Source organism: uncultured Mobiluncus sp. (genome assembly GCF_902488535.1).
In the GTDB taxonomy this organism is placed as follows: Bacteria; Actinomycetota; Actinomycetes; order Actinomycetales; family Actinomycetaceae; genus Mobiluncus.
Genome location: NZ_CABTWO010000014.1, coordinates 22241 through 48791 on the forward strand (window position 1 = coordinate 22241; position 26551 = coordinate 48791).

The 26551-nt window shown below is 57.4% G+C and carries 25 protein-coding genes and 1 riboswitch; of the genes, 6 read left to right on the forward strand and 19 right to left on the reverse strand.

What is annotated here, in order from left to right; all coding sequences use genetic code 11:
* Positions 1–82: 82 nt before the first annotated feature.
* From RDL66_RS06135 to RDL66_RS06150, 4 genes are all read right to left on the reverse strand, one after another.
* The gene (locus RDL66_RS06135) at positions 83–1069 is read right to left on the reverse strand and encodes a PPK2 family polyphosphate kinase (RefSeq protein WP_308535896.1); all 987 of its coding nucleotides are present in this window, start codon (positions 1067–1069) and stop codon (positions 83–85) included.
* 85 nt (positions 1070–1154) lie between these two features.
* Entirely contained in the window at positions 1155–1916 is a 762-nt protein-coding gene (locus tag RDL66_RS06140) for an amino acid ABC transporter ATP-binding protein (protein WP_308535897.1), read from the reverse strand.
* Positions 1913–2824: an amino acid ABC transporter permease gene (locus RDL66_RS06145; RefSeq protein ID WP_308535899.1), complete on the reverse strand. Its 912-nt coding sequence runs from the start codon at positions 2822–2824 to the stop codon at positions 1913–1915. The genes RDL66_RS06140 and RDL66_RS06145 overlap by 4 nt, the downstream gene beginning before the upstream one ends.
* 36 nt (positions 2825–2860) lie before the next feature.
* Positions 2861–3733 (reverse strand): transporter substrate-binding domain-containing protein, encoded by an 873-nt coding sequence (locus RDL66_RS06150; protein WP_308535900.1) that lies wholly within the window; start codon positions 3731–3733, stop codon positions 2861–2863.
* 94 nt (positions 3734–3827) lie between these two features.
* Positions 3828–4006, reverse strand: a riboswitch (Lysine riboswitch).
* Between the two features lie 211 nt (positions 4007–4217).
* Here RDL66_RS06150 and RDL66_RS06155 point away from each other — a divergent pair.
* Positions 4218–4838, forward strand: coding sequence for a cadmium resistance transporter (locus RDL66_RS06155; protein WP_308535901.1), 621 nt, complete (start codon positions 4218–4220; stop codon positions 4836–4838).
* Positions 4839–5019: 181 nt separating this feature from the next.
* Here RDL66_RS06155 and RDL66_RS06160 read toward each other — a convergent pair whose 3' ends face one another.
* From RDL66_RS06160 to RDL66_RS06205, 10 genes are all read right to left on the reverse strand, one after another.
* The gene (locus tag RDL66_RS06160) at positions 5020–5736 is read right to left on the reverse strand and encodes a nitroreductase (protein ID WP_308535902.1); all 717 of its coding nucleotides are present in this window, start codon (positions 5734–5736) and stop codon (positions 5020–5022) included.
* 64 nt (positions 5737–5800) lie between these two features.
* On the reverse strand, positions 5801–6592 hold the full coding sequence (gene nagB, locus RDL66_RS06165) for a glucosamine-6-phosphate deaminase (RefSeq protein ID WP_308535903.1): 792 nt from the start codon (positions 6590–6592) through the stop codon (positions 5801–5803).
* A 52-nt stretch (positions 6593–6644) separates the two neighbouring features.
* Positions 6645–7766, reverse strand: coding sequence for an N-acetylglucosamine-6-phosphate deacetylase (gene nagA, locus RDL66_RS06170; RefSeq protein ID WP_308535904.1), 1122 nt, complete (start codon positions 7764–7766; stop codon positions 6645–6647).
* Between the two features lie 102 nt (positions 7767–7868).
* Positions 7869–8573: an N-acetylmannosamine-6-phosphate 2-epimerase gene (locus RDL66_RS06175; RefSeq protein WP_308535906.1), complete on the reverse strand. Its 705-nt coding sequence runs from the start codon at positions 8571–8573 to the stop codon at positions 7869–7871.
* A gap of 46 nt (positions 8574–8619) precedes the next feature.
* Positions 8620–9561 carry an ROK family protein gene (locus RDL66_RS06180; RefSeq protein ID WP_308535908.1) on the reverse strand — a complete coding sequence of 314 codons (942 nt, stop codon included), beginning with the start codon at positions 9559–9561 and terminating at the stop codon, positions 8620–8622.
* A 10-nt stretch (positions 9562–9571) separates the two neighbouring features.
* A complete protein-coding gene (locus RDL66_RS06185) occupies positions 9572–10483 on the reverse strand; it encodes a dihydrodipicolinate synthase family protein (protein WP_308535910.1) in 912 nt (303 codons plus the stop codon).
* A 38-nt stretch (positions 10484–10521) separates the two neighbouring features.
* Complete coding sequence (locus RDL66_RS06190; protein ID WP_308535911.1) at positions 10522–11385, reverse strand: ABC transporter ATP-binding protein; 864 nt, start codon at positions 11383–11385, stop codon at positions 10522–10524.
* A complete protein-coding gene (locus tag RDL66_RS06195; protein ID WP_308535912.1) occupies positions 11382–13439 on the reverse strand; it encodes a dipeptide/oligopeptide/nickel ABC transporter permease/ATP-binding protein in 2058 nt (685 codons plus the stop codon). The genes RDL66_RS06190 and RDL66_RS06195 overlap by 4 nt, the downstream gene beginning before the upstream one ends.
* Before the next feature lies 1 nt (position 13440).
* Positions 13441–14400: an ABC transporter permease gene (locus RDL66_RS06200; protein WP_308535913.1), complete on the reverse strand. Its 960-nt coding sequence runs from the start codon at positions 14398–14400 to the stop codon at positions 13441–13443.
* A gap of 113 nt (positions 14401–14513) precedes the next feature.
* Entirely contained in the window at positions 14514–16106 is a 1593-nt protein-coding gene (locus RDL66_RS06205) for an ABC transporter substrate-binding protein (protein ID WP_308535915.1), read from the reverse strand.
* 232 nt (positions 16107–16338) lie between these two features.
* On the opposite strand from RDL66_RS06205, the gene RDL66_RS06210 reads away from it, so the two are divergent.
* The 3 genes from RDL66_RS06210 to RDL66_RS06220 all read left to right on the forward strand — a co-directional run bounded on the left by RDL66_RS06210 (position 16339) and on the right by RDL66_RS06220 (position 18879).
* Positions 16339–17067, forward strand: coding sequence for a FadR/GntR family transcriptional regulator (locus RDL66_RS06210; RefSeq protein ID WP_308535916.1), 729 nt, complete (start codon positions 16339–16341; stop codon positions 17065–17067).
* A gap of 93 nt (positions 17068–17160) precedes the next feature.
* Positions 17161–17430, forward strand: a complete 270-nt coding sequence (locus RDL66_RS06215; RefSeq protein WP_308535917.1) for an ACT domain-containing protein — start codon at positions 17161–17163, stop codon at positions 17428–17430.
* An 84-nt stretch (positions 17431–17514) separates the two neighbouring features.
* Complete coding sequence (locus RDL66_RS06220; protein WP_308535919.1) at positions 17515–18879, forward strand: PFL family protein; 1365 nt, start codon at positions 17515–17517, stop codon at positions 18877–18879.
* 325 nt (positions 18880–19204) lie between these two features.
* Here RDL66_RS06220 and purT read toward each other — a convergent pair whose 3' ends face one another.
* Entirely contained in the window at positions 19205–20467 is a 1263-nt protein-coding gene (gene purT, locus RDL66_RS06225) for a formate-dependent phosphoribosylglycinamide formyltransferase (RefSeq protein ID WP_308535920.1), read from the reverse strand.
* Positions 20468–20529: 62 nt separating this feature from the next.
* Positions 20530–20793 (reverse strand): GlsB/YeaQ/YmgE family stress response membrane protein, encoded by a 264-nt coding sequence (locus RDL66_RS06230; protein WP_282921248.1) that lies wholly within the window; start codon positions 20791–20793, stop codon positions 20530–20532.
* A gap of 247 nt (positions 20794–21040) precedes the next feature.
* Between RDL66_RS06230 and RDL66_RS06235 the strand changes: the two genes are divergently transcribed.
* Positions 21041–22438, forward strand: coding sequence for a sodium-dependent transporter (locus RDL66_RS06235; protein ID WP_308535922.1), 1398 nt, complete (start codon positions 21041–21043; stop codon positions 22436–22438).
* Between the two features lie 167 nt (positions 22439–22605).
* Here the strand turns inward: RDL66_RS06235 and RDL66_RS06240 are convergent, their stop codons facing one another.
* Entirely contained in the window at positions 22606–23580 is a 975-nt protein-coding gene (locus RDL66_RS06240; RefSeq protein ID WP_308535923.1) for a cation diffusion facilitator family transporter, read from the reverse strand.
* A 181-nt stretch (positions 23581–23761) separates the two neighbouring features.
* On the reverse strand, positions 23762–24415 hold the full coding sequence (locus RDL66_RS06245; RefSeq protein WP_308535925.1) for an LPXTG cell wall anchor domain-containing protein: 654 nt from the start codon (positions 24413–24415) through the stop codon (positions 23762–23764).
* Between the two features lie 489 nt (positions 24416–24904).
* Here RDL66_RS06245 and RDL66_RS06250 point away from each other — a divergent pair, with 489 nt between their 5' ends.
* Complete coding sequence (locus RDL66_RS06250; RefSeq protein WP_308535927.1) at positions 24905–25342, forward strand: hypothetical protein; 438 nt, start codon at positions 24905–24907, stop codon at positions 25340–25342.
* A gap of 29 nt (positions 25343–25371) precedes the next feature.
* Here the strand turns inward: RDL66_RS06250 and RDL66_RS06255 are convergent, their stop codons facing one another.
* Complete coding sequence (locus tag RDL66_RS06255) at positions 25372–26493, reverse strand: cell wall-binding repeat-containing protein (RefSeq protein WP_308535929.1); 1122 nt, start codon at positions 26491–26493, stop codon at positions 25372–25374.
* Positions 26494–26551: the final 58 nt, after the last annotated feature.

Below are 26551 nucleotides of genomic sequence, written 5' to 3' on the forward strand. Positions count from 1 at the left end.
ATGTATATAAAGGAATAATGTTTGTCAGTACATCAGGTCTTTCTGAGCCGGGTTGTCTGTGCCAGTGGGGACTGCCTGAAAATCAGCAGTAGCTCTCTGTGGACTTGCCTTCCAAAGCCCGGTTGACAGCTTTGCGGAATTCGTCGGTTTCCTCTTTCACCTGCGGATCGATTCCGTCCAAGCTGGCACTGATTTCTTTGGCAATGCGTGGGGAACAGGTACTTAACAACCGCTCCTTTTCGGTGGCGAAGTCCCACTGCGCCTCCGGCCAGTGCTGATCCAGACTAATCAGAGCCTGAGTCAACAGCTCGGTGGCGACCAAGCGGGTATACCACTTGTGATCTGAGGGAATGACATACCAGGGAGCCCATGGCGTCGAAGTCAGCGTAAACACCGCTTGGTATGCCTCTTGGTAAGCGTCCCAGTCCCGGCGAGTGTCAATGTCACCGGGCTGATACTTCCACCACTTATCACGGCGATCCAGGCGCTGCGCTAAGCGCCGTGCTTGCTCGTCGTGGGACACCATCAGCGCCAGCTTGACGATGGTGAAATGCTGGTCTTGCACCAGGTAGCGTTCCCAATCGTTAATGATGTCGTAGCGTCCGCCCCAAATTTCCGGAGGCACAATGTTACGCACTCGCTGCACCAACACGTCCTCGTAATGGGAGCGATCAAACACGCCAATCTTGCCGAAATGGGGCAGCTGTCGTTCGATACGGCACAAGAAGTGTTCACTGAGTTCCTGCTCGGTGGGCTTGCCAAAAGACGCGAGCTGAACGCCCTGGGGATCCACCATCCCCATCACGTGGCGCGAGATGCCGCCTTTTCCCGCGGTATCGAGCCCCTGAACCACCAGCAATATACGCCGATCATCGCCCATCTTAGAGCAAGCGAAATAGCGTTCCTGCAGTTCCGAAAGCAGTCGATGCCGGCCATCCTGAAATTTTTGGGCAGCGGCTTTACCAGCGGTCCACCCCGGGGTAGCGCCGGGATCAAAGTCTTTTAACTGAAACCCTTCCTGAACCCGCAGGGCCTCACCCGGCAGTGTTTTCCACTTATTTTTGGCCATTTTTACTCCTTGAAATATTGGTAAAACCACTGAAAACGAATGCTAAATCTCCGACACTCCGAAGTTTATCCGAAACAGCAGCCTTTTACAGATATCGCGCCAGAAAATCACGCGTCCGTTCCCGCTGCGGGTTACCGAACAGCTGCTCGGGCGGCCCCTGCTCAGCGATGACCCCATCTGCCATAAACACCACATTCTTGCTGACCGTGCGGGCGAAAGCCATCTCGTGGGTCACCACCAGCATCGTCATGCCTTCCTGGGCCAGCTTCTTAATGACCTCGATGACTTCCCCGACCATTTCCGGATCCAACGCCGAGGTCGGTTCATCAAACAACAGGACTTCCGGATCCATCGCCAGAGCGCGAGAAATGGCCACCCGCTGCTTTTGCCCACCGGACAACTGCCGCGGTTTCGCGTTCAAGAACGGGCTCATCCCGACTTTATCCAGATACTGCAGTGCTTTCTCATGCGATTCCTCGCGAGACCGACCCAGGACTTTCATCTGGCCAATCATGCAGTTCTTCAGCACGGTCATATTGTTGAACAGGTTGAACGATTGAAACACCATCCCCACTTTGGACCGATATTTCGCCTTTTTCATGGAATGGTCCAGGATATTTGTCCCGTGGTAGAGGATTTCACCCGAGGTGGGGGTTTCCAGCAAATTGATGCAACGCAGCAAAGTCGATTTCCCGGAGCCAGAGGCCCCGATAATGGACGCCACGTCCCCCGGCCGCACCGAAAAATCGATGTCTTTCAGCACCTCGTGAGTGCCGAAAGACTTTGAGAGGTGACGTACCGTGATGATTTCGTCGCTGGTGCTTGCCGTAGTGTTCGGTTCGCTCATGAGTTTTGTCCTCCCTCGGGGCGTGCCGGTTTTTCTGGAGCCGGTTTCCCGGTGGGCTTTGCCGGTCGTCCCGGACGTTTGGCGGGGTCGGGGAATGTGTAGTTTCCGGCGGCCATCACAAGTTGATCTTCATTCATCAATTCGTAATCGCTCTGTTCCTCGCCCGCCGCACCGGGCAACAGTTCGTAGGCATCGTCTCCGTCAATCTTCTTTTCCAGTTTCCGCAACAGGAAAGAGGACAGCAGAGTCAGCGTCAAATAGCCCACCATCTCGATGGTGGCGGAGGGGAAGTACTTGAAAACGGCACCCGACACCATCTTGTGAACTGAGAAGAACTCCGAGAAACCGATGATGAACATGACCGAAGTGTCTTTGATGTTGATGATGAAGTTGTTACCGATTTGCGGCAGCAGGTTGCGCAAAGCCTGAGGCAAGATGACATAGAGCATGGTCTGGAAGTGGGTCATGCCAATCGCCCTGGCTCCCTCGGTTTGCCCCGGATCGACGCTGATGATGCCCCCGCGCACGGATTCGGCGATGTAAGCGCCGGTGTTGATGGAGACAACGAAAATCGATACTCCCCACATGGACTGGAACTGCAGCGCATTATTCGTGAAGTAGGGCAGACCGTAATAAATGAATACGGCCTGCAAAATCATCGGAGTGCCGCGGAAAACTTCCACATAGATCCGGATGATGGCCCGGATAATCGCCAGAATGATCCGCTTGGGCAGGGGATCGGTTGGAGGATGGGGAATTGTGTTCAAGATTCCGCAGGCAAAACCGATCACGCAGCCCAGCAAGGTGGCGACAGTGGCGAGGACCACCGTGTTGACGATACCTGTCAAATACACGCCACCGTACTTGTTCAGCAGCGTTACGATGTCCTGCCACAGTGTCCACAGCATTTTTCTCTCCTGACGTGTTCCAGTGCGGTTGGCGGATTAATCCTCTTGGGGCTGAATCTTTACCGCATCCGCCATCATGGCATCGAAGTCTTTGGCGGTCTTGCCGGACAGGGCCTTGTTGATGGCATCCTTCAGAGCGGTGTTGCCTTTCTTAATGGACACGCCGATGTTAATGTCCTCGTCCGAAACTTGGAAGTCGTCGCCGTCGTCGGGGAAGTCCAAAATCTTCATGTCCGGGTAAGCAACCATAGCTCCTTGACCGGTGGGCATATCGGTAACCACGTAATCAACCTTGCCGGTTTCCAAAGCCACCAGCATCGCCGGTGCGGATTCGGCGGGAGCCTGCCGTTGGGCACCCTTAATTTGCGGAATCAAGGTGTCATACCAAACGGTGCCGGTTTGGCTGGTGGTCCGGCCTCCCGCCAGGTCAGCCAAGCCTTTCGCGTTGGCGAACTTAGAATCAGCCTTGGTCAGCACAATGATGCGGGCGTACAGATACGGCCCGGCAAAGTCCACGGTTTCCTCGCGTTCCTTGGTCATGGACTGACCCGCAATGGCGGCATCGATTTCCCCGGACTGTACCGCCGGAATCAGGGAATCCCACTCCAGCTGCTTGATTTCGAGTTTCCAGCCGTTCGCTTTCGCGATTTCCTTCGCGGTCATCACGTCGTAGCCATTGGCGTACAAGGCGGAATCTTTGATGGGCACCGCGTCGTTAGATTTATCGGGCTGCGCCCAGTTGTAGGGAGCGTAGGCAGCTTCCATACCGACGGTGAAAACACCGTCCTCCAGGCCGGGAATCGCCCCGTCTTTACCAGCTGTGTTATCAGCCGCGGGACCTGCCCCGCACGCGGCGAGGGAAAAAGCTGCAGCCAGCAGGGCCGCACCACTCAGTATCTTGTTCATCATTAGTCCTTTCAATCGTTGCAAACAACTTTCGAAAGCTCGAACATGCCACCAAAAAAGGGGTCATGCTCCATGACCCCATACCTTTGCGCGTATGCGTCATGACAGCTCTCCGCAATAGCGACAGTCGAACAGATATTTTCCGCTCGCCCGGACGCTTCCCCTCGGGAACGGTTCGTGTCCTCGGCAACCTCCCCTTTCGCTTCCGGGCATCCCCTAAAGGATTTCCCAGCCCTTATGGAAGCTAGTGATGTCGGCTGCGCCTCCGTCATGCTTATATTGCTCTCCAGTCTAGGGCTCTGGGGCGAAAGGTGCAAAAAAGTTAGTAAAATTCGAAGTTCCGCTACCGTTAGCGTCTCTCTCAGGCTCGATTGAGCGGTTCGGCGTCCTCGGCCGATGCACAAGTTCGGTGCGGCCGGTCGCCGGTAGGTTATTGCGGGGTGATGTTGACTTTATCGGTTGAACACCTTTCGGTGATAATTGACACGTGAACGCTTCCCTGATTCTTTCCACTCTCGCCCAAGCGTTGGTGCTCTTTGCGGTCACTAACATCGACCACTTGATGCTGCTGACCTTATGGTTTGTCCACGGTCACCAGCGCCCCGGCACAACGTTGCGTATCTGCGCAGGTCAATACCTCGGTTTCAGCGCTATTTTGGCAGCCACCGTGATCCTGAATCTGATTTCCGGTTTCGTCATTCCCGAAGCTCAGTTGCATCTGTTGGGTCTGATACCACTGATTCTGGGAGTGAAAGCTGGCATTGGGGAAATTTTGGAACGCCGGGAGTCAAACGATTCCAGGGACGCACAGTCAGCCGAATCAAAGCTGGAAGGCAAACCCGTCAGTGTTGGCGCGGTCGCCCTGGTCACCATCGCGAACGGAGGCGACGAAATCGGTGTTTATCTGCCGGTTTTTGCCTTGTCGGCCTGGTGGCAAGTCGCTATGTTCTGCGCGGTGTTTCTGGTGTTGGCGGGTGCGCTGTTGGCTCTGGCGTGGTTCATTACCGGACGTTTAGGGCTCGCGGAGGTTCTGGAACGATTCGAGGCGGTGCTCTTTCCGAGTGTGCTTATCCTGCTCGGGGTGCTCATCCTCGCCGGATGGCTCTAGGCGGCACACGTTTATCCGGCCAGCTTTGTGTCCCCAGCGCAAACCACTGCCAGCACCTCTTTTATCCGCAGAGATGCGGAAGCAAATGTTTCTGCCGCTGGACGATGCCATAAAAATTGAAAAGGGGCAAACAAATCGATGGCGCCAACTGATAGTGGAATCGTGTGGCAGCTTGACTTCATCATCCGTCGCGCGGCTCGGCGAGGGTAAGCGGCGGGTGTTCGGCGCGATACTCGTTTATCTGAGCATCCGGGTCGGGATAGCCCAGGGCCAGCCCGGTGATTAGCCCGTAGTCTTTGGGGATGCGAAACTCTGCTTCGAGAGGCGTCCGCCAGGTGGCGAGCGTTCCGATGGCAACGGTTCCGAGCCCCCGGTTCGCGGCCGCCAGCATGAGGGTGGACAGCATCAGCCCGGCATCCTGGGCGGAAAAGGGCAGCAGCGAGCGGTGGACAAACACGAAAATCCCCACCGGGGCCTGGAACAATTCGAGATTTTGGCGTACCTGTTGGGCTCGCCCGGGTTCGTCCCCGCGTCCAATCCCCAGGTGTGCATAGTAGCGTTTTCCGTTTGCTACCTGGCGTTTTCGCAGTTCAGGAGGGTATTTTCCCCAGGTTTTAAAGTCGGCTTTGGGTAGCTTGCCCTCCCGTAGCGCCCGTAGGAAGGCGCCGGGCCGTCCGCGTAGCATTCCGGATGCGGTTTCGGCGCGGCTGACATAGTCCGCCCGGATTCGCTCCAAGCGTTCCCCTGTGGCTACTGCCAGCACGTATCCGCGCGTGTTGGACCACGAGGCGCAGTGGCGTGCGTCATCCAAGACGGCTTGTAAAACCTCTGGTTCCACGGGCTTGTCAAGGTAGGCCCGCACGCTGTAGCGAGCCTGCAGCAGTTCAGAAAATTCCATGCGTTTTAGTCTAATGGAATTCCTGGCCAGCTCCACGGGGAGGCTGCATCCGCAAATACTTGGGCTACAACCCCAGCCACGCTCCTTGGGGACGGTTGGCATAAATCTCGCGATAGAAATCCTGGCGCTCTAACTTCGCGGCGGCCGCCTCATCCAGCAGCACCTTCACATTGTTGTGCAGCTGCAAAGCCGAACCGGTGCAAGAGATAGAAACCGGACCCTCCACCATGTCTCGAACCGCGTCAGCTTTGTTAGAGCCAGTGGCGATGAGCAGGATTTTTCGCGCCCGTAAAATCGTGCCGACCCCTTGCGTGAGCGCGTGCCTAGGCACCTTATCAATGTCTCCGTCAAAGAATCGGGCGTTGTCGCGGCGGGTTTGGGCGGTCAACACCGCGGGGTGCGTCAAGGACTTTAAGGACGTGCCTGGTTCGTTGAACGCAATATGCCCATCCGCTCCGATACCTAAAATCTGTATATCTATTCCACCGGCATCTACTATAGCCTGTTCGTAGCGCTGACACTCCGCTAACAGGTCCGGAGCCAGGCCGTCTTCTCCATATACCTCATTTGGGTCTATATCCGTAATGTCGGCAAATTCGCGGCGGATAAAGTTGTGGTAAGCCTCGGGGTGATCCTGGGGCAACCCCACGTACTCATCGAGCTGGAAAGCCTTTGCGTGGCGCAGAGACAAACTCCCCGCCTTAACCCGACGCGAAAGCTCTTGGTAAATCGGCAGCGGGGTGGAACCCGTCGCCACCCCCAGCACGGCGGTGGGTTTGTCCGAGTAGACCTCGCAGATTGCCTCCGCGGCGACAAGCGCCAAATCTTGCGCCGTTGGTTTAATAATGATTTCCATGATGATTACCTTCCGTTGTTTTCGATTTTCCGGCTAAGCTCCGAATTCCACCTCAACGCACTTGCTGACCGCGACGAAACACCTGTTGGACCTGTAGGGCGCTCGACTCAACCACGAAGTCCGCGTAGGCTCCCGGCGCCAACACCCCGATGTCGGTCCTGCCCAGCAAAGCCGCAGGTCGAGCGGTAGCGGCATGAATCGCCAACCAAATATCCACTCCTGCGGTATAAGTTGCAAAACGTATTGCCCGGGACAGGGTCAGGGTGGAACCGGCGATGGCTCCGTTAGATTTCAGCCGAGCCACCGCGTCGCGAACCTCGACCTCGAGGGGTCCCAGCAGGTAATCCCCGTCTGGTGAGCCCGCGGCCGCCATTGCATCGGTAACTAAAACCGTGTCGCGGCCTTTGGTGTCAAACACGAACTTCACGGTGGCCGGGTGGGAATGCACGCCGTCGGCGATGAGTTCTACCGGCAATCCCGGCGTTTCCAAAGCGGCCGCGATCGGGCCGGGCTGGCGGTGGTGAATCGGTTTCATCGCGTTGAACAGGTGGGTGACGTTTTGCGCCCCACTAGCGAGAGCGGCTTTCATTGTGTCGTAGTCGGCGTTCATATGTCCCGGTGCGGCGATGATTCCCCGTGACACCAGCCAGCGCACGGCCTGAAGCCCGCCGCGCCGCTCTATAGCGAGGGTCACCATTTTCACCGGACCGGCTTGGCACAAGCGTTGCACCTCGTCCAGAGCCGGGTCGCGCAGCAGCTGGGGGTCATGCGCACCCTTGTATTCCTCTGCCATCCACGGGCCCTCCAGGTGGATGCCCAAAATTTCGCCGGTATCATAGAGTGGCGTCAAATCTCGAATCTGGGATTCCAGGTGGTCCAAAGTGTCCGTGACCAGGCTGGCCATAATGGAAGTTGTCCCCTCGTGGCGGTGAGTGGCGATGACGGTGCGGGCTGATTCAACCCCGTTGGTGAAAGCCTCTCCCCCGCCGCCGTGAGAATGTATATCCACGAATCCGGGAGCGAGGATAGCCGTCCCGAAATCCACGTCGGCCCGGACTTGTGCGGCCGCCGTCCCGCTGAGGACCTCAGCGATACGGTCGTTTTCTACCCGCACCGCGCCGGGTCCCAACACCTGGTTGCCGTCAAATAACGTGTCTGCGCGATAAATCGTCATGTTGTTCCGGTTTCCTCTCAGTTTCTCCGCAAGTATTGTGAGCCGTGTGCTCCCTCATCAGCCGCCTTACCCGTGAATGGAGACAGGCAGCGCCCTAGGCAGCTAGGCTTTCGGCAGTTTGTCTACATACCATTCAGTGAGACGCCACGGGTGAGTGATGGCGGTGCCTACGCACGCCGCGTGAATCGGGTATTGGTAAACCGCAGCGAGGTCTTGGGGGCTGTGAATCCGGCCTTCCACCACGATTGGCGCGCGAACTGCCTGGCACACTGCGGCAATGAAATCGAAATCCGGTCCTGAAGTCGCGGCGCGGGCATATTGATACCCGGGGGTATAGCCCGACAATGTAGTGCCGATAAAGTCCGCTCCGGCCTGTTCAGCTGCCTTCGCGTCCTCAACGGACGCGCAGTCAGCCATGATAGCCACCCCGGGAAATTCCTCGTGCATCGCGCTCACCGCATCCGCGAAGGTCTCGCCCTCTCCCCGTTCGCGCAGGGTGGCGTCGATAGCGATGACATCCGCCCCGCTCAAGGCACAGGCGCGCGCGTGAGAAATCGAGGGCGTTATGTAAACTCCCTCGTGACCAAACTTAATGAGTCCAATCAGGGGCACCTCCACCGCCTGACGGCACGCCACAATGTCCGCAATCCCCTGGACGCGCACCGCGGCAGCTCCCCCCGCCACGACCGACTGCGCCACCGCGGCAGTGATGTCAGACCGCCGCATCGGCTCTCCTGGATATGCTTGGCAACTGACGATAAGCCGCCCCTTAATGGCGTCAATCACCGCTTGACGTTGCACATTCATTCATTTCCCCTTCCGTAGTTAGAGCGCAGTCTCGCGCCGGGTTCGTTCAGCCCTCAACTCGGTTCCAAATCTTTTTCGCGGCTCCCACCAGGGCAGCCGCATTGCCCAAAGTCGCTTTCACCAGCGGCACCTCATGAAGGATATTCACCAACTGTTCCTGATAAGCCGCCCGGAGGGGTTTCCACCAGATGTCCGTGCTGTTAGCCAAGCCTCCCCCGACAATCATGACTTCGGGGTCAACCGTATTGACGATAGATCCCAGGGCCCGCCCGGTTTCCGCAGCCACTTCCGTATAAATGCGCGCAGCCAGCGCATCTCCTGACAGAGCCCGTTTTTCCAGTTCACGAGTGCCGCCGACGGCAGGGTCCCCGCCGTTTTCCAAGTACCAGGCGAACAACCCCGGTCCCGAAGCCACGGTTTCCAGATGCGGCACGTCGCGTCCGCATGTGCAGGCTCGTTTGGTGGCTAGCAGGGTTGGCAGGTGTCCGAAATCACCGGCGGTTCCGTGCGGACCGACCAGGATTTCCCCGTTAATCATCAGAGCTCCGCCAATGCCGGTCCCCAGGGCCATCATGGCAACGTAGTTTTTCCCGGTTCCTGCACCTTTCCAGGCTTCTCCGCGCAGATGAGCATTCACATCGTTTTCTAAAGTGACGGGCAGACCCACCGCTGTTTCCACCAGCGATACGACCTCGGTGCCGGCCCAGTCCCGAATAGCATCGGTGGAGGCAATAATCCGCTGCCCCGCGAGGTCAACTACCCCGGCTGACCCAATCCCGACACCCACAATCCGGTCGATACCGCTCTCGTGAGCCTGCGCGCGGACCTGACCCACCAGGGCGTTGATCGCTCCGACCACGGCCGCACCACCCTCGTGAGCGGGCGTATCCGTTCGGCAAGGCAGGCTCAGATTGCCGTCCCGGTCCGCCAGGGCAGCAGCAATTTTCGTGCCGCCGAGGTCTATGGCGATGACGTAATCCGAGGTCATAGCCGGGTTCCTAGAGTAATCCGACTTTTTGCAAGACGCTGCGCACGTGCTCGACGTTTTCTCCGCTCAAAGGCGCCACGGGACGAGGCATCTCGTTAGACTCGAACACCCCCAGCAGCTGCAGCGCTGTCTTAAACGCGCCGATGCCGGCACCGAAGCCCTGTACGTCTTTGACCTGGACAATCGTCATCAAATCCGCCAGCCGGTCCTGTTCGAGGCGGACAGTCTCCCAGTCCTTAGCGAGAGCGGCTTTCCACTGACGCACGTAGCCGTCGGGATCGACGTTGCCCAAGCCGGGTACGCAGCCGTCCGCGCCGGACAGGTACGCCCCGTCCACCACGACCTCGTGACCGGTAAACAGCTGCAGCGGATGGCCGGCTTCGGCGTTCAATCGGGACAGGAAACGGAAACCGACATCGTCGCCGGAAGAATCCTTTACCCCATTGAGGACCCCGGCTTTCCCGAGGTCCATCACCAGGTCATTTGGCAGCTTCCAGTGTACGCATACGGGAATGTCATAAGCCCAAATGGGCAGGTCCGTGCATTCTCGCAAGATTTCGAAGTGCCGCCGAATTTCCCGCACCCCTTGCAGGGCATAGAACGGGGCGGTCGCCACCACCGCATCGACTCCGATGTCTTCGGCCTGGCGAATGTGTTCCACAACCCGGTCCGTCTCCGTGCTGATAACCCCCGCCATGATGGGGACGCGACCAGACACGATGCGTTTGGATTCGGCAAGGATTTGCCCGCGGCGTTCATCGGTTGAAAACGCCACTTCTCCCGACGATCCCAGGACAAACAAGCCATCGATACCGGCCGTAATCAGACGATTAATGTGCCTCTCTAGCGAAGGCACATCGAGTTCGCCGTTCTTTAGCGGGATGGTCAGGGGCGGGACGATGCCGCGAATTTTTTTAGACATACCTCAATTCTCCTATGTTTTAGTCGGGCCGCCAGTTGTCAATCCAACTGAGGATGCATCAGGGAAGGCGCGGCACCCAAAAGGCTACGAGTATAGGGGTCCGATGGGTGGTCAAAAATGGCTGCTGCGTCTCCTTCCTCAACTACCTTGCCTCCGTTCATCACCGCGATGCGATCCGAAATATAGCGCACGGTTTGAATGTCGTGCGAAATAAACACCATCGCCAACCCCAGTTCTTTCTTAAGGTCAGACAACAAGTTCAGAATCTGGGCGCGCACGGAAACATCGAGGGCGGACGTGGGTTCATCAGCAATGATGGCTTGCGGGTGCAGGGACAGAGCACGGGCAATTGCCACGCGCTGCCGCTGCCCTCCGGAAAGCTGACCGGGCAGGGCATTGAGAGCTGACAGCGGCAAGCCCACCAACCCCAGCAATTCTCGCACCCGTTTGTCCCGAGTTTCATTGGTGCCAATCCTGTGGACCCGCAACGGGTCAGCCAGCTGGTCATGGACGCTCATGCGCGGGTTCAGCGCGGTGGCCGGGTCTTGGAAAACCACGGACACAACCGAGCCGATGTGGCGTCGGTCCGCCGCGTTGCGCTTCGTGACGTCCTTGCCCATGAAGAACACTTTGCCCTTCGTAGCGACTTGGAGCCCGCACATGACGTTCGCGGTTGTGGACTTGCCACAGCCGGATTCGCCCACGATACCAAGGACTTTGCCGGGCATAATTTTCATGTCGACGCCCCGCACGGCCCGCACGTGGTTCGGCTTGAAAATCGAACCGGTACGCGCTTTGAATGTGACCTCCACTTCCTGCAATTCGATGATGGGGGTTTCGGGGTCAATAGTCCCTGGCGTTTCGTTTTCGATAACGCTTGCGTTTGCGGTTGTCTCGCTCATGCTTGGCCCTCCTTTCCACTCGCAGCGTATTCAGGTGCACGCTTATAGACCCCTTCCTTGTCGGGCAAGGCGGCGTAAATGTGCTCGGGACCGACCAGCAGGAATTCCAACGGAATGTCCATGCCATAGTCGGGGTGCGAGGAACGCGGCGCGAAACGGTCGCCCACCGGGAAGTCCTTGGGCGAAGGCACCGTGCCGGGTACCTGGTGTAAACGTCCGGAACCGGCTTCGATGGACAGCACCGCACCCAACAGGCCACGGGTGTATTCGTGGGTCGGATGTTGCAAAAGCTCGCTTGTTGGGGCTTGTTCCACAACCTGACCGGCGTACATGACGGTAATCTTGTGTGCGACTTCGGCGACCAAGGCCAGGTCGTGGGACACAAAGACCATGGCGAAACCGAGCTTGTTGCGCAGTTCGTTCAACAGGTCGATGACCTGCTTTTGGACGGTCACGTCCAAAGCAGTGGTCGGTTCGTCCGCGATGACCAACTTGGGGTCGCGCGTCAAGGCCATAGCGATAAGGACGCGCTGACGCTGACCACCGGAGAGTTCGTGCGGGTACGATTCCAGCGTGCGCTTGGGATCAAGGCCCACCAGCTCCAACAGTTCCTCGGCGGTGCGGGTGCCACCACGTTTAGTCAGCTGCTTCATTTGCGACCTGATGAGCATCGCCGGGTTCAACGAGGACAGGGCATCTTGATAAATCATCGCCATTTCGTGACCCAGCAGGGCGTGACGTTCCTTTATGTTCATCGTCAAGAGGTCTCGGCCCTGATAAAAGACTTCGCCGGTGATTTCAGCCTTGGGATCAATCAAGCCCATGATGGTCAGCGCGGTAATGGATTTACCACAACCGGATTCCCCGACCAGGCCCATGGTTTCACCCCGTCGCACCGAGAAGCTCACGTGGTCGACCACGTTTACGTCCCCGTGACGCGGGAACTTAATGCACAGGTCGCGCACCTCCAACAGCGGTTCACCTTCGAAGTCGTCACTCATGCGGTCACTGCGCTTGGATTCAACTTCCTTCAAGGCCGTCAAGCGGGCTTGCAGGGATTCAGCCTGTTCCTTGTAGGCGCGGCGCGGATCGAGCAGCAGCGCATCGGCTTCACGGTCAGCAGTATTTTGTTCCACCTTGACCGGAGCCGAAGCCGGAGGAGCCACCATTGCGTCGGTGATACCTTCGGACAGGATGTTCAGGCACAGCACGGTGATCATAATCAGGACGCCGGGGAAGAATGCGGTCCACCAGGCCCCAAAAATCAGGGAGCCGTTAGCGGATGCGTCAGCCAGGACGTTGCCCCAGGTCGCCACCGTGGCCGATTGCAGGCCAGCCCCGATGAAGCTCAGCGAGGCTTCTAGGATGATGGCGTCAGCGACCAAAACGGTGGCGAACACCAAGACCGGAGCGGCGGTGTTGCGAACCACGTGCTTGAACAAAATCCAGGGGGCGCGAGCACCGGAAACGATGACCGCACGGACGTAATCCTCACCATAAGCCGCCATCACATTGGCCCGGACGATACGAGCCAACTGCGGGGAATAAACGAAGGCGATGGAAAGCACCACCACGAAGGTGACGCCAACCTTGTTACCGGGATCAAGGGCGCGGCTGAAGGAAAGAACCGTAATGGCAGCCATAACAATGCCCGGGATAGCCATAATCACGTCCATAATGCGCATGATGATTTCGGAAATCCACTTGCGGACCACGGCTGCGACCGAACCGATGATGGCCCCGACAATCAGGGCAATCAGGGTTGCGCTCAAGCCGATGAACAGCGAGAAACGCGAGCCATACAGCAAGCGTGAGAGGATATCACGGCCGAGGTGGTCGGTACCGAAGAGATGCGCGGTTTCTGGCGCGGTGAACTTAGTGAAAAGATCCTTTTCGGTGTAGGGGGCAATCAGCGGTGCCACGATGGCAATCAGCACCACGATGGCAATGACAATGACCGAGATGCGAGCACCCACACTCATGTGCTTCCAGCGGTTAAAACGAACCTTTTTTCCGGATTCAACCGCTTCAATAGTTTTCTTCATTGCACCCATATCACACCGACCTAATCCTGGGATTGATGAGCAAGTAGAGGATGTCCACCACAATGTTCACGATGATGAAGGCTACGGCTACGACCAAGGCACAGCCTTGCACCAAAGCCGTGTAAGAGTTGTTCACACCGGAAATCAAAAGCTTGCCCATGGCGTTGATGTTGAAAATAATCTCGATAACGACTGCGCCACCCATCAGGTAACCCACGCGCAGACCCAAAACCGTTACCGGAGTAATCAGAGCGTTACGCAACACGTTACGGCCGATAACTATTGGTTTCGGAATGCCCGCACCAAGCGCCGTACGCACGTAATCACGATCGAGTTCCTCGACCACCGAGGTTCGCACCACACGGGTCATCTGACCGATAACGGGGATGGCCAAGGTGACTGCCGGTAGGAACATACAGGCGAACCACAGCGGAAAGTTCTCAAACATCCCGGGTAGTTGTTTACCTATGGACACTTTGAAGAAGGAGTTGTTCATGAATCCCATCACCAACAGCACGGCCAGCCAGAAGGACGGGGTGCCGATGCAGATGACGGAAATCACACGAATAACCTGGTCAGGCCAGCGGTCGCGGTAGATTGCAGCCAGCACACCCAGAGGGAATGAGACGACCAAAGCGATAAGCAAGCCCAAGAACGTCAGTTGCAACGTGATGGGCAGAGCCGCCCCAATAGCATCGATGACGGGGCGCTTGTCGGGAGCGTAAACCCCCAAGTCGCCATGACAAAGATTCCACAGATAACGTCCAAACTGGACGAAGAAGGGATCGTCGAACCCGTATTCTTGCCGGACTTTTTCGCGCATCTCCGGAGTGGCATCAACCGATACCAGACCCGCTTCGGGGCTAATCGGAGACAGCGACATGAGGAAGAACACCAGGAACGTGACGCCTAGCACCATAACGGGGAATGCGACTAAACGCCGTCCTATCAGCCTTAATAAGTTATTCAATGCATAGCTCCTCAGCCACTAGAAACGCCAGTTGGGTGACCCCTGAGTCAGATTTGTATCGGCCCCAGGGGCCACCAACCAGCGATGATTCAAGCGGTCTTAGCGGTTCAGCGTCACTTTACGGACACGTCAACGAGCTGCAGACCAGTCATGGACACCGGGGTAACGCCGTCAACTTCTGCGGGGTTGTAGCCGGTGAGCACGGTACGGTGGAACATCAGGTACATCGGAACCTCATCAGCGATGAAGTCCTGAGCTTCCTTCCACTTTGCTTTGGCTTCGTCACCATCCAGCTGCGAACCCTCAGTGATGATTTTCTGCAACTTCTGGAACTGATCCGGAGAGGAGACAGCCCAGCCATTGCGGGCTTGGGTCCACACATTGTCGGCGTACCACCAGTTCATCAACAGAGCCGGGTCGTTACCGAACACGGAGGGATCGCCGGGAGCCAGCAACACATCGAAGTTGCCGCCATCCACGAAGTCTTTGGAGTACACCGCCTTGGTAGCCTGGATGTCCACATTGGCGGTAATGCCAGCGGCCTTCAGGTTTTCGGCAATAGCCGGAGCCATGTTCTTAATCCAGTTGTCAACCACGACCAAGTGCACCTTCAGGTTGGAAGCACCGGCATCAGCCAGCATGGTCTTGGCCTTTTCAGGATTGAAAGAGTACTGGGTCGCAGCCTTGCTGTAATCCGGGTTGGTCTCGGGCAGGAACGAGGTGGCCACGGTACCGTTACCAGCCAGTTCATTCTTAACCAAAGAAGCGTAATCGATGGCGTTCAAGAAAGCCTGACGAACTTCCTTCTTATCGAAAGGAGCCTTTTGGGTGTTGAACAGGATGAAGCCGGTGGCGAAGCCCTTGGCGGGTTCAATCTTCCAGCCCTTAGCCTCGAGCTGTCCCACAGCATCCGGCTGCACGTCCTCCATGATGGAGATTTCGCCAGAGAGAGCCGCAGTCAGACGCGGAGCGGCATCGGTTTGCTCGGTCCAGTTAATCTTTTCAACCTTGGCGGGCTTGGGGCCGTTGTAGTTGGGGTTGACCACAGCCGAGATGGAGGTGTCGGTCTTGGATGCACAATCGTACATGTACGGACCGGTGCCAATCGGGCAGTTGGTCAAATCGTCCTTGGAAGCACCAGCCGGAACGACCTTAACGTTGGTGAAACGTTCCTTCCACTTCGGGAAGGGGTACTTAAGCTTGATGTTCACCGTCGTATCGTCGGCAGCGCTGACCGAGTCAACGAAAGACAGGAAGTCCTTGTAAAGGTTGCCTTCATAATCGGGGTCAATAGCCACAGCACGCTCGTAAGCCTTCACTACGTCAGCAGCCTTCACTTCCGTGCCATCGCTGAACTTGGCTCCATCGCGCAGTTTCACATTGTATTCGGTATCAGAGACCTTTTCCGGATCACCAGCAGCCAGGGCCGGGTATATCTTGAAGTTAGTCATATCGAATTGCCACAGACCCTCAACGACCTGCCAGTTGGAACCAACACCGAAGCCGGAGCTGTTGTTTGCGGGGTTGAAGTCAGTGGTTGCGTAGGCAGCCGCGACGTCCAGGGTGCCGCTAGGGCCGGTTTCCGGTTTGTCTCCAGCGTTGTCCTTCGGCGCGCCGCCTCCGCCACAAGCGCTCAGAGTCAGGGCGCAAGCTGCCGCAAATGCCGCTACGCCAGCCAGATGACGTTTCTTAAAAAGGGATGTCATATTTGTTGCTCTCCTCATTGAGTAGTAATTAATCCTTACGAACCGGATTACCTACAAGAGTAACAGGATACAACTTGTCTGACAAGCATTTTGAATTAATTTCTGAAAATTCACTGAATTCTATTGAAATGACAACGTTTTTCACTCCAGAACAGTCGTTCACAATTCTCTAAATAGTGATGTTATATTGATATGCCCTATAGCCTGTCTGATAACCTGCTATAGTTCCATCATGCTTTCAGAAACAGGTTCACCAGCAAAGAAGCTCCGAAAAAATCGAAGCACTGCCGTTGAGGACAGCTCAGAAAAAATTAAGAACTACATCACCCAAAACAATCTCTCACCTGGGGATTGTTTGCCCTCCGAATCTGATCTATGCACAATCCTCAACGTCTCGCGCTCCTCGGTCAGAGAGGCTTTACGGCGTTTAGAAGCATTACAAATTGTGGAAGTTCGCCGCGGGATCGGCGCTTTTGTCGGTTCACTGTCCATGTCGCCGCTGGTAGAAACCTTGGCATTCCGCACCGTTATGATGAGCCGAAATAATCTGGAAGGATTGCGCGAAATCGTGAAGGTTCGCCGTTACCTTGATTTAGGCATGGCTCAAAAGGTTTGTGACACTCTCAAAGGCGCACCTCAACCGGGTCTGGAAACTCTGGTGAAGTTGATGGAGCGGCGAGCCAAGGAAGGAAAGCTGTTTTCAGCTGAAGATTACGCATTTCACGACGGAATCTTAGCGCTGCTCAACAATGAGGTGATGCGCCAACTAGTGGGGTCATTTTGGAAAGTCAATGTTGCCTCACTTCCCCAATTGGGTAGTCCGTCTACGGAAAGCCTCATCGCCACAGCGACATCTCACCGGACTATGCTCGATGCTGCCGTTAACGGTGACGTTCACGCCTACCGTCAAGCCGTCATGCAACACTATGCTCCAGTTGAACAGACTCTGCACCTGACCTAAACCCCCAATGCATTTCGCGGAGATTCGGCACAACACCACTGTCTCCACCTACTTTTACCGAACTGAGCGGCGCGGGGAGGGCATAATTGAGTCATGAAAGCAATCATGACTGTAACCGGAATCGACCACACCGGGATTATTGCGGCGGTAGCGAATGCCTGCGCCGCGCAGAACGCCAATATCACCAACGTCTCCCAGACCTTGATGGGTTCGTACTTTACGATGATTATGCAGCTGGAGCTGGACGACGCCCCGACCTCCCTGACGAACTTGCAGGAGGCTATGACTGAGGTGGAAAAATCCCAGAACTTGGAAATCCGGGTGCAATCCGAGGCCATTTTCAACGTCATGCACACCCTGTAATCGCCCACTATCCCCACCACGAACCCCGAACCTGCCCCGGAAGATGACCGGGAACCCTTCTGAATCCCCTATTGGAGCAAGACAATGAGCTTAGACACCGAGCGACAAATCATGGAAACCATCCAGATGATTTCCGAGGACAAACTGGACGTGCGCACCGTCACGATGGGACTGTCGCTGCTGGATTGCGCTGATTCTGACGTGCCGCGCGCCTGCGCTCGTATCGAGGATCGCATTGTCAAGGCCGCGTCGCGCCTGGTGGCGACCGCCGGCGAGGTGTCTCGAGAGTTCGGGGTGCCGATTATCAACAAGCGGATTTCGGTCACGCCGATTTCCCTGGTGGCGGCCGCTTGCCGTACTTCTGACCCCTTGCCTTTTGCCCAAGCGTTGGATCGTGCCGGAAAAGCTGTCGGGGTCGACTTTGTGGGCGGATATTCCGCATTGGTCGAGGCCGGAGCCACCCACAGCGACCTGGCCCTGATTGATTCCATCCCCGAGGCCCTGGCCAGCACGGATATCGTGTGCTCTTCGATTAACATTGGTTCTACCCGCACGGGTATCAATATGACGGCGGCGCGGCGGATGGGTCAGGTGGTCGTGGATACGGCACAAGCGACCGCCGCGGCTGACGGGATTGGGGCGGCAAAGTTGGTCGTGTTCGCCAATGCGGTGGGCGACAATCCGTTCATGGCCGGGGCGTTCCACGGGGTCAGCCAGCCCGATGCGGTCATTTCAGTAGGGATTTCCGGGCCGGGAGTGGTGCAGCGCGCCTTGCAAACGGTGCGGGGGCGCCCTTTTGAAGAATGTGCCGAAGCCATCAAGAAATCAGCCTTTAAGATAACCCGGATGGGTCAGCTGGTGGGGCAGACCGTGGCGCAACGCCTGTCCGTGCCTTTTGGAATCGTGGATCTGTCTCTGGCTCCCACGGCGGAAGTCGGCGACTCCGTGGCAGCGATTCTGGAAGAAATGGGCGTCTCTGCGGTCGGCGCGCCGGGCACGACCGCCGCCCTATTCCTGCTCAATGACGCCGTGAAGAAGGGCGGGCTGATGGCTTGCTCGATGGTGGGCGGCTTGTCGGGGTCTTTCATCCCCGTTTCAGAGGACATCAATATGATTCACGGCGTGCAGCACGGTTCCATCACGATGGCAAAGCTGGAAGCCATGACGGCGATTTGTTCGGTGGGTCTGGACATGATTGCGATTCCCGGCGACACTTCCCCCGCCACGATTACCGGTTTAATCGCTGATGAGGCCGCTATTGGCATCGCTTCGGGCAAGACTACCGCGGTTCGGGTGATACCGGTTCCGGGCAAGGGCGTAGGCGACAGCGCCAACTTTGGAGGACTGTTGGGGTGGGCGCCGGTGATGGAGGTTTCCCGCTTTTCTTCCGCAGATTTCGCGGCTCGCGGCGGGAGGATTCCTGCCCCGGTGCATTCCTTTAGGAACTGATTTCCACCAGTTTTCACAAATTTTGCCTCTGCGTGTGTTTGCTTTCACCCGCGAAATACAATTTGCACTGACCTGTCAGTAAAGTTGCCCAGATGTCATGGAAACCTTGAATCTGACCAACGCACTTTCACCACGGCCCCATAATTCACGGCCTAACGCCCCACAATTCACGGCCTAGCGACCCGAAAGCCGCATCATATCAACAAATTCGCACAGGACATTAAAACGGTGATTAAGAGCGGGCGTAAGCACGAGGGAGGTCTCGCAAAAGCCCCGAAACGCGCCGCGCCCCCGCTAGTGCCAGCGGGAAAAGCCGCGCTCACCCCTAGTGAATGGTGACCTTGCCGATGACTTCGTGGGCTTTCGCGCGCGCCTGGTCGGTGTCAGCCCCGGTCGCCAGAGCGACAGCCATGCGTCTGCCCACGTGAGCCACCGGCTTGCCAAAGATTCTCAGCTGCGCGTCCGGGCAGACCTGCAGGGCCGCCTCCGCGCCGGTGTAGCGTGGTTGGTCTGACTCGACGGGAGACTTCAGAGGTACCGAGGCTCCGGCGCTGACATCGAGGAACATGGCCGTGTCCACAGGCAGCCCCAAAATCGCCCTGGCATGCAGGTCAAACTCATTTTGCGGCTGGGTAATCATGGTGACCATGCCGGTGTCGTGGGGGCGCGGGGAGAGTTCCGAGAAGTACACGTCCTCACCTTTGACAAACATCTCCACCCCAAAAATGCCCAACATCGGATTCTCGGCGTCAGCGTTTGCGGACTTCCCGCTCGCCGCGGCCGCCCGCGCGGTATCCTCCGCCAGAGCATCAAGGACCTTCTCGGCAGTGACCTGGGCTTTTTTGAGGATTTCAGGTTTCATCGCTTGGGGTTGCCAGGATTCCACGTAATCTCCGGAGGACTGCCGGTGTCCGATTGGCGCGCAAAAACTGGTGCGAACCTGAGTGAGGTCGTCTGGGTCCAGGTGGCGCACGCTCAACAGGGTGATTTCGTAGTCAAAAGCGATTTCACCCTCCACGATGACCCGCCCGGTGTCGGCACGCGCCCCGGAACAGGCCTCCTCCCACGCTGCGAGCAAGTCCTCGGCACGCTCCACGCGAGACTGGCCGTGCCCCGAAGACGACATGGTGGGCTTCACAAAACAGGGAAACCCGACCTTTTCGGCCCCCTCCTGCAGAGCTGCCAGCGAGTCGGCAAAAGCAAAAGGCGAGGTCGGGACTTGTGCGGTCGTGGCGGCCAGGGTGCGGATGCCCTGGCGGTCAAAAGTCAGTTCCACCACTCGTGAGGACGGGATGACCCGCGTTCCCTCCTCCGCGGCCGCAACCAGTGCGGTGGAGGCGAGCTTTTCAACTTCGGGAACAATCAGGTCAGGACGTTCCGCCGCAATCACAGCCGCGAGCGCGGCAGCATCGGTCATGTCCAACACGCGATGTTCGGTGGCAACCTGCATGGCGGGCGCCCCCGCGTAAGAATCGCAAGCGACGACCTGGCAGCCCAGTCGCTGCAGGGAAATCGTCAGTTCTTTGCCCAGCTCGCCCGCACCGAGCAGCAAGATTTTTACCGGAAAAGTCAGTGGAAAAACGCTCATGGAACTATCCTAGCTTTTCTCCACCGCTACTTTTACCGGCCTGCAGACAGGGCGGGGTGACGTTATTTCTTTTTCCCGGTAGCACCCATATAGATGCCGATGAGGATCATGGCGACGATAATCGACACAATCCACTGAATCCACTGCACGCCACCGTTGGCATTGGTGTAGCCAAACTGCCGCACCACCCAGCCGCCGATACCGGCGCCGAGCGCGCCGAGGATGATGGTCCACAGGATGCCGATAGGCTGCTCACCGCGCTTAAAGAGCCTCGCCAAAGCGCCAATCACCGCGCCGGTCACAATCATTCCAATGAGCTGTCCCATTAATCTTTCCTTTCTATATTGCCGTTCCAGATACGGAATCGGCCTTTTTCAGGCTATCAAATTCTTTCAAAAGGCGCAGAACAGGGATTTTGCCCCACAAGACGGGGCAGCACTCCGGCACCCGCACGCCCCCACTCCCTCCGTAAACTAGGGAATTCCCTGTTTCGCCGCCCTTTCGACTACGATAAGGGGAAAACTGTGGCATGAACCCGCCTCACCGGATTCTGAGCTAGATTAAGGAAACCTCGTGACAACCCCTCCCTCCTCCTCCGAGCAGCCCGTACTGACCAGCAACGCCGCTACTGAGCCCAGCCACCACGGAGCTCAGACCGCGCACCGTTTCGCTACCCACTGGGGTTTCGTACTGGCTTCGGTCGGATCTGCCGTAGGCATGGCCAACGTGTGGGGTTTCCCCTACAAAGTCGGCAACAACGGCGGGGGCGCTTTCCTGCTGATCTATATTTTCTTCGTCCTGCTGTTCACCTACGTGGGTCTGCCCGCCGAGTTCGCCAACGGCAGGCGCGCCCGCACCGGTACCTTGGGAACTTACCGGTCTGCCTGGGCCACTCGTGGGGACAGAGCCGCTAAGGTCGGAAGTGCGTTGGGCTGGTTGCCCTTGGCCGGTTCGCTATGTATCGCGATTGGGTACGCCGTCATTGTCGCCTACGTTTGCAAAGCGCTGTTCGATTCCCTGACCGGGACACTGATGAAAACTAATACCGAAAAATGGTTTGAAAGTTTTTCAGGAACAGGTTTCTCGGTGGTACCGTTCCACATCATTGTTGTAGTAGGGACGCTGATTACCCTGTTCCTCGGGGCGAAAAGTATCGAAAAAACTAACCGCATCATGATGCCGGTTTTCTTTATCATCTTTGTGATTTTGGCGATTCGCGTGGCTCTGATGCCGGGTGTCATCGAGGGCTACATCTTTATGTTGACCCCGCGTTGGGAGGCTCTCATCAACCCTATTGTCTGGGTGTGGGCGATGGGTCAGGCGTTCTTTTCTCTCTCGATTACCGGTAGCGGCATGATTGTTTACGGCGCTTACCTGCCCGATGACGAGGACGTGGTGAAAGTTTCGCAGCGCACCGGTTTCTTTGACACTCTCGCGGCGGTGGTGGCTGCCCTGGTCATTATCCCCGCGTGTTTCGCTTATAACACTGACGTCGGAGCCGGACCGGGTCTGCTGTTTGTGACCCTGCCCGCCATTATGCAAGATATTCCGCTCGGCCAGCTGTTCGCAGTGATTCTGTATGTCGCCATGATTTTTGCCGGAGTCAGTTCGCTGCAAAATATGTTTGAAGCCGTGGGCGAATCGCTACTGCACCGGTTCCCGCGCCTGAACCGCGCAGTCGTGTTGGTCGGCTTGTGCGTGCTCGCGCTCGGAGCGGGCCTGGGTATGGAAGCGATTAGCTCTTGGGGGCCGTGGATGGATTTGGTTTCCATTTACATCATTCCGTTGGGGGCGAGTTTGGGAGCCATCACCTGGTTCTGGGTCATGAAAAAGGACGAATTGTTAGAGGCGATTAATCGGGGAGCCACGCGTCCTCGCGGGACTTTCTGGCTATCGGTGGGGCGTTTCGTCTACGTTCCGGTGGCCATTATTTTGTGCGCCATCGCCCTCATCGGCAAGGTCGCGTTCTAGGGTTTTATCTTTGCAATAGGCCTATCTGCGGCTACGCAACGGCCAGAGCACCCCAGCCACCACGCTTGGCGTACCGATTTAGGCGCCACAAAATTTAGGATTAGAAGCGCTACAAATTTGGTATTATAGCGTTCACATTTTTCCTATTAAACCTGATGGGGCGGGATTTAGTGCCAGTTTTCGCGGTGCAGTTGGGCGCGTGAGGCCGGTTCTAGCTGGACTGTGGTGTGAAAAATCGAAATACCGTGATGGTTCTGCAGGCAGTTCTCTATCTGGCTCAAAATCTCTAAGCTGTGCCCGTCATGGAAGCATTCGTCAGCCAGCACCACGTGGGCGCTCAGCACCGGCAGGTCCGAGGAAACCGTGGAGGCGTGCAGGTCATGCACGGCTAAAACGTGAGGCAGCTCCAAAAGGTGTGCCCGCACCTGGTCCAAGTCCAAATCCCGCGGGGTGGATTCCAGCAAAATCGCCCCCGCCGGACGCAAAATCATGATGGCTCGAGGCACGATGAGCGCGGCGATGACCAGTGCCGCCACGGAATCAATCTGGGTCCACCCGGTCATGCGCATCACCACCGCGCTGACGATAACCGCTACGGAACCGAGGGAATCGTTCAAGACCTCGAGGAACGCGGCGCGCAGATTCAGGTTGTTTTGTCGGGAACTCAACAGGATGGTCAGGCTGATCAAGTTGCCGACCAAGCCGATAATGCCCACCACCAGCAGCGTCTGGGCCTCGATATGTTCGGGTTGTATCAGGCGTTTAATGGCTTCGATGGACGCAAACACACCGATGCAAATCAGCAGCAGGGACTGCAAAGCTGCCGAGATGACCTCGGCGCGCCGCCACCCCCACGTGAGCCGATCCGTCGCCGGACGCTGCTGCAAGCTGGCTGCCACCAGCGCAAAAGTCAGACCAGCGCAGTCGGTGAGCATATGCCCCAAGTCCACCAGCAGGGTCAGGCTGCCGGTTATGGCCGCGCCCACAATTTCTGCCAGCAACACCGTGAAAGTTACCGCCAGTGCTGCCCGGAGCTGTCCACGACCGGCCTTGTGCGAGTGAGTATGAGTGTGCGAATGGCCGCCCGAACCGTGCGGTTCGTGAGGGTTGCTGGACTCCTGACCCTCCTGATGATGCTGCATAAGCTTCCTTCCTGTGTTTTCTGCGTGAGCTCTGGCTACGCCTTTACTTAGTCTAGCCTAAGTCACAGGGTTTGCTTTTCGGTGTTTCATGTTAAAAAGCTGGTGCCAAAGCCCGGGTGAGTCTGGCCTTGTGGACAGTCACCCGACGCTTTGGCACCAAGCTAAAGGAAGGCGTCGAAATTTAGTTTTCGTGACGGCGGCGAGCCAACACCAGCAACCACGCTCCAGCAAAAGCCGTGAGCCCAGCCACCAAAGACACAGTCTGGGCAGCCTGACCAGTACGTGCCAACGCCGGGGCCGAACTATCCGTACCCGCCAAGACCGGCGCCGCAGGCGTCGACATCTGCACGGCTACCGGCTGGTTTGCCGAGCCGGGAGCGTGAGGACTCTCCGTCACGCCCGCCACCAGCGGAGTCAGTAGCGAGGCTCCGCTCTCTGCCGGGTTCATCGGATCTTGGGGAGTCTCAGTCATACCAGCCACCAGAGGGGTGGGGAAGGTTGTCGTGCTCGAGGTCGGGGGCACCAGTGCAGGCAGCGGAGGCGTCACCTCACTGGGGACGGAAGGCACCATACTTGGGAAGGAGGGCACCACGCTCGGCCCGGCCGGAATCTCCTCACGCACCGGCGGCACCTGCTCGCTCTGGACCGGAGGGTTGTCCGCCGGATAGTTCATGGACTGGTAACCGGGGATGTTAGCGTTCGAATCCAGAGCTACTGGCGCAGCCTCCTGGTCCAAACTCAACTCATCCGCGAAAGCAGCCGGGGCAGAGGCAACCCCTCCTGCGACCACCAAACTGGCAAACGATGCCATAGCAAATAAACGATTTCTCAACATGGGCAAATTCTTCACAACAATAGCCTTCCTAAAATTCGATGAAATCCGTTTCCCGCTACATATCAGTAAAAACCGCGGTAGCTTCGGAGCAACCCACGTCGAATTTAGGCGTAGACCACCCGCGCCGTCCTGGCGCTATCTTGCGACTTCGTCAAATTCCCTGGCAGAAATGCCCCTGACTCATGCGCCTCTAAGGTTTTCCGTAACAAACCAAGCCAGAAGCTCGGCGGCGCGTCAGCTTTGACCTCAACAATCACAGAATCGGCCCTAAGGAAACCCTCATTAGTGAAAGCCTGGAAATGGCCTGCCTTGTCCAGACATTCCAACGATTTCTCAGCGTGGGGACGGGATAATCCCAGTTTGGGGAAACCGGATAGCTCAGCGGGAGACCCCTACACATCCGGGGTGAGAGCGGTGAAAACCCTATCACGGGGCTTTTCCGTTGGATAAAATGATTCCGCAAGGTGCGCCCCGTTTTGCGTATTCACTATGAACATTCCAGGAGAAGCCATGTCGAACCCTTACGATCCCGCCCAGTTCCCGCCGCCCCAGCAACCCCCACAGAATCCGAACCAAACAGCCGGCCAGATCCCGACCCAGACTACAGGCCAAATCCCCGTCCAAAACTCCGGCCTCCCCCCTCAGCAGTTCGCGGGCGCACCGAACTATTACGCTTCGCAGACTCCGGCGCAACCGAATAATGACACCGGCCTGGGGGCTTGGATGCTGACGATTTTCCTCGCTTCCCTGCCGATTGTAGGCATTGTCATGCTGCTCATCTGGTCTTTCGGGTCGGGAACCTCGCCCGCCAAGTCCAACTGGGCCAAAGCCACCCTGCTGTGGGCGCTGATAGTAATAGGGATTTATCTGTTGCTTATCGTGCTCACCGGGGGTTTGATTTTGAGCGCAGCATTAGATCACAGCTGAGCGGGTGCGCCGCCGGGCGCGATCAAGTGTCAAACTTTTGCTTTGCGGTAGCCCGCAGCTCTCGCATCAGCTTGAGAAGCAAAGCAGGCCTCCGGGTTGGTGCGGTTGTAGTACCTCTGACCGGGCATGTGATAAATCATGGAATTTGCGTTTCCCTTGATTGGGGCGTTGGCCGGGCAGTCCTTGCCGATTGGTTGTAAGCCGCCATTGCCAGAAGGCTGGGGTTTGGGTCGTGGCTGGGGCTGCGGGGCAGCCTGACATTGCAGATTGGAGTTGTCACTCAACGCACCAGTCCCTCCCACGAAAGTGACCGGCACTGCAGGTTGAACAGGTGAACAATTCTGCTGCGCTAACAGCAAGGGCATCTTTTGCAGACCGGCAGCGGGCACAATCGAGAGGGCATCCGGAAAATTCACTCCCGATGCCAGGAAAGCGCTGGCAGCGGGCTTTGCAGCAAAAATCTGAGACGCGGTTTCAAACCGGTTAGCGCCGTAAATCCGGTTCGGATTCGGCAGCCCCGCCAAGAATTCATCGGGAAGGGCACCCGGACCGCCCAGCACCGTAGTAGCCGTAGCGCCCAGCTGCTGAGCCACCGAAACCGCATACTGTTGCGCACCCGGACCGGTAAGCATAATCGGCACCCCCTCTTGTGCGGCCAACGCACCCCCGGCCAGCGCATCCGCAAAACCGGTGCCAGTCGCTAAATACAGCTTCCCGGCTTTTCCGAACTTCAGAGCAATTTTTTCGGCAGTCTCGTAACGGTTGGCTCCGGAAATTCGTTGCACCGTACCGAACTTCGCCAGCTGAGCCTCAACCTGCGCAGAGACCGCCCCGGCCCCGCCCAGAATCGTAATGCTGGGCGAACCGAGCTGCTGCAGGTAGGCCTGCTGTCCGGCAGTAATTTGCGAACCAACCAACAAAATGGGTGCCTGCTGGACAGATGCCCAAGGCCCGGCGGCCAAAGCGTCGGGGAAATTCGTTCCCGTAGCGACAAAGACGTTTTTCGCAGCGGGGAAGTACGTCTGAGCAATAGCCAGGGACGTTGCGTAACGGTCCGGGCCAGCAATACGGGTTCCCGCGGCTGAGGCGGGAATTTGCAGAGTTAGAGCAAGAGCAGCGGCGGCAACGCCGGCGAGAGTTTTCCTAAACATAAAACGAATTCTAGGATTTACGCCTCGAAAAAAGTGCCAATCGAAGCGAGGAATCTCT

What these genes read in the sequence shown, in the direction of transcription:
- RDL66_RS06135 (WP_308535896.1), bottom strand. Translation starts at nt 1,069, where the DNA reads ATGGCCAAAAATAAGTGGAAAACACTGCCGGGTGAGGCCCTGCGGGTT.
- RDL66_RS06140 (WP_308535897.1), bottom strand. Translation starts at nt 1,916, where the DNA reads ATGAGCGAACCGAACACTACGGCAAGCACCAGCGACGAAATCATCACG.
- RDL66_RS06145 (WP_308535899.1), bottom strand. Translation starts at nt 2,824, where the DNA reads ATGCTGTGGACACTGTGGCAGGACATCGTAACGCTGCTGAACAAGTAC.
- RDL66_RS06150 (WP_308535900.1), bottom strand. Translation starts at nt 3,733, where the DNA reads ATGATGAACAAGATACTGAGTGGTGCGGCCCTGCTGGCTGCAGCTTTT.
- RDL66_RS06160 (WP_308535902.1), bottom strand. Translation starts at nt 5,736, where the DNA reads ATGGAATTTTCTGAACTGCTGCAGGCTCGCTACAGCGTGCGGGCCTAC.
- nagB (WP_308535903.1), bottom strand. Translation starts at nt 6,592, where the DNA reads ATGGAAATCATTATTAAACCAACGGCGCAAGATTTGGCGCTTGTCGCC.
- nagA (WP_308535904.1), bottom strand. Translation starts at nt 7,766, where the DNA reads ATGACGATTTATCGCGCAGACACGTTATTTGACGGCAACCAGGTGTTG.
- RDL66_RS06175 (WP_308535906.1), bottom strand. Translation starts at nt 8,573, where the DNA reads ATGAATGTGCAACGTCAAGCGGTGATTGACGCCATTAAGGGGCGGCTT.
- RDL66_RS06180 (WP_308535908.1), bottom strand. Translation starts at nt 9,561, where the DNA reads ATGACCTCGGATTACGTCATCGCCATAGACCTCGGCGGCACGAAAATT.
- RDL66_RS06185 (WP_308535910.1), bottom strand. Translation starts at nt 10,483, where the DNA reads ATGTCTAAAAAAATTCGCGGCATCGTCCCGCCCCTGACCATCCCGCTA.
- RDL66_RS06190 (WP_308535911.1), bottom strand. Translation starts at nt 11,385, where the DNA reads ATGAGCGAGACAACCGCAAACGCAAGCGTTATCGAAAACGAAACGCCA.
- RDL66_RS06195 (WP_308535912.1), bottom strand. Translation starts at nt 13,439, where the DNA reads ATGGGTGCAATGAAGAAAACTATTGAAGCGGTTGAATCCGGAAAAAAG.
- RDL66_RS06205 (WP_308535915.1), bottom strand. Translation starts at nt 16,106, where the DNA reads ATGACATCCCTTTTTAAGAAACGTCATCTGGCTGGCGTAGCGGCATTT.
- RDL66_RS06210 (WP_308535916.1), top strand. Translation starts at nt 16,339, where the DNA reads ATGCTTTCAGAAACAGGTTCACCAGCAAAGAAGCTCCGAAAAAATCGA.
- RDL66_RS06215 (WP_308535917.1), top strand. Translation starts at nt 17,161, where the DNA reads ATGAAAGCAATCATGACTGTAACCGGAATCGACCACACCGGGATTATT.
- RDL66_RS06220 (WP_308535919.1), top strand. Translation starts at nt 17,515, where the DNA reads ATGAGCTTAGACACCGAGCGACAAATCATGGAAACCATCCAGATGATT.
- purT (WP_308535920.1), bottom strand. Translation starts at nt 20,467, where the DNA reads ATGAGCGTTTTTCCACTGACTTTTCCGGTAAAAATCTTGCTGCTCGGT.
- RDL66_RS06230 (WP_282921248.1), bottom strand. Translation starts at nt 20,793, where the DNA reads ATGGGACAGCTCATTGGAATGATTGTGACCGGCGCGGTGATTGGCGCT.
- RDL66_RS06240 (WP_308535923.1), bottom strand. Translation starts at nt 23,580, where the DNA reads ATGCAGCATCATCAGGAGGGTCAGGAGTCCAGCAACCCTCACGAACCG.
- RDL66_RS06245 (WP_308535925.1), bottom strand. Translation starts at nt 24,415, where the DNA reads ATGTTGAGAAATCGTTTATTTGCTATGGCATCGTTTGCCAGTTTGGTG.
- RDL66_RS06250 (WP_308535927.1), top strand. Translation starts at nt 24,905, where the DNA reads ATGAACATTCCAGGAGAAGCCATGTCGAACCCTTACGATCCCGCCCAG.
- RDL66_RS06255 (WP_308535929.1), bottom strand. Translation starts at nt 26,493, where the DNA reads ATGTTTAGGAAAACTCTCGCCGGCGTTGCCGCCGCTGCTCTTGCTCTA.